At 49.7% G+C, this 1,073-nt stretch carries 1 protein-coding gene and 1 pseudogene; both read left to right on the forward strand.

Translation table 11 applies throughout. The annotated features are described in order from the left end of the window. Positions 1–183 precede the first annotated feature (183 nt). Positions 184–786, forward strand: coding sequence for a carbohydrate ABC transporter permease (locus L0D17_RS13965; RefSeq protein ID WP_423247958.1), 603 nt, complete (start codon positions 184–186; stop codon positions 784–786). After that, positions 783–1,073, forward strand: a pseudogene (locus L0D17_RS13125) (hypothetical protein); the annotation flags it as partial. The gene L0D17_RS13965 and the pseudogene L0D17_RS13125, both read left to right, overlap by 4 nt.

The following is a 1,073-nucleotide window of genomic DNA, read 5'->3' on the forward strand; positions in this document are numbered from 1 at the left end:
GAGAAGATGCTTCAGGAGCGGTATGCCCCCCGTACACAGACTCTTACACATAACTCTTGACACGACCCTGGCTGGGCTAATTGGGCACGCCTTTTCACAGATCAGCGCTTCTACCATGCGCTTTGGGTATCGTTTGCATTTACCCTTATAGCGTGGTTTGTACAAACGCCCGTATCCGTAGCTTTGGGGATTTACTTTGCCCAAAGGGGATTTTTTCGGGAGATTGTCTCTACCTTTTCCTTTCTCCCGCTTCTCTTCTCTAGCACCGCTGTGGGGATTATTTGGCTTTACATATTAGACCCTAACTTGGGAGTGTTCTACTATTTCTCCTTTATGCGTGGCTTGAACCCTCTAGGAGAAAACGTGGCCCTAATAACCCTAGCTTTAGTCACATCTTGGCAGTATGTACCGTTTCACACGCTTCTCTATCAGGCAGCTTATCAGGGCATCCCACAAGAGCTGTACGAAGCAGCGGCGCTAGATGGAGCAGAGGGTTGGAACGTTTTCTGGTACATCACTTTGCCCCTTCTTCGGCCAACTCTTATAACCTCCTCATTGATCGTAGTGGTGGGATCGTTGACCTACTTTGACTTAATTTGGGTCATGACTCAAGGGGGACCAGGTTATGCTACTACCAACTTACCTGTGTACCTTTATCGGTTGGCTTTTCAGAGCCAAGAAGTAGGCTACGGAGCCACGGTAGGGGCCTTTTTGGCCCTAGCGGCACTTTTTATTTCCTGGGTTTTGGTGGGACCTACTGGTTTCGCGTCGCGGAGGAGTCTATGAAGGGGCTTTTGGAACGAGTTATTCAGGGATTGGCACCGTTCTTGGCGTTGGTGTGGAGCTTTGTTTCAGCCTTTCCCATTTACTTTATGGTGGTTACGAGTCTTAAGACCCAAGCGGAATACCTAAAGCCGCCCCCCTGGGGTTTGCCCAAGCATTGTACCTGGGACAACTATCAGGCGGTCCTTGGGGCTGGGTTTAGTCGATATTTCTTGAATAGTGTTGTGGTTGCGGTCTATGTACACGTCAAAACCTCCATAGGGCATAACCCCAAGGGACTTCCGCGCCTT

This window comes from Thermus thalpophilus, assembly GCF_022760915.1.
Lineage (GTDB): Bacteria > Deinococcota > Deinococci > Deinococcales > Thermaceae > Thermus > Thermus thalpophilus.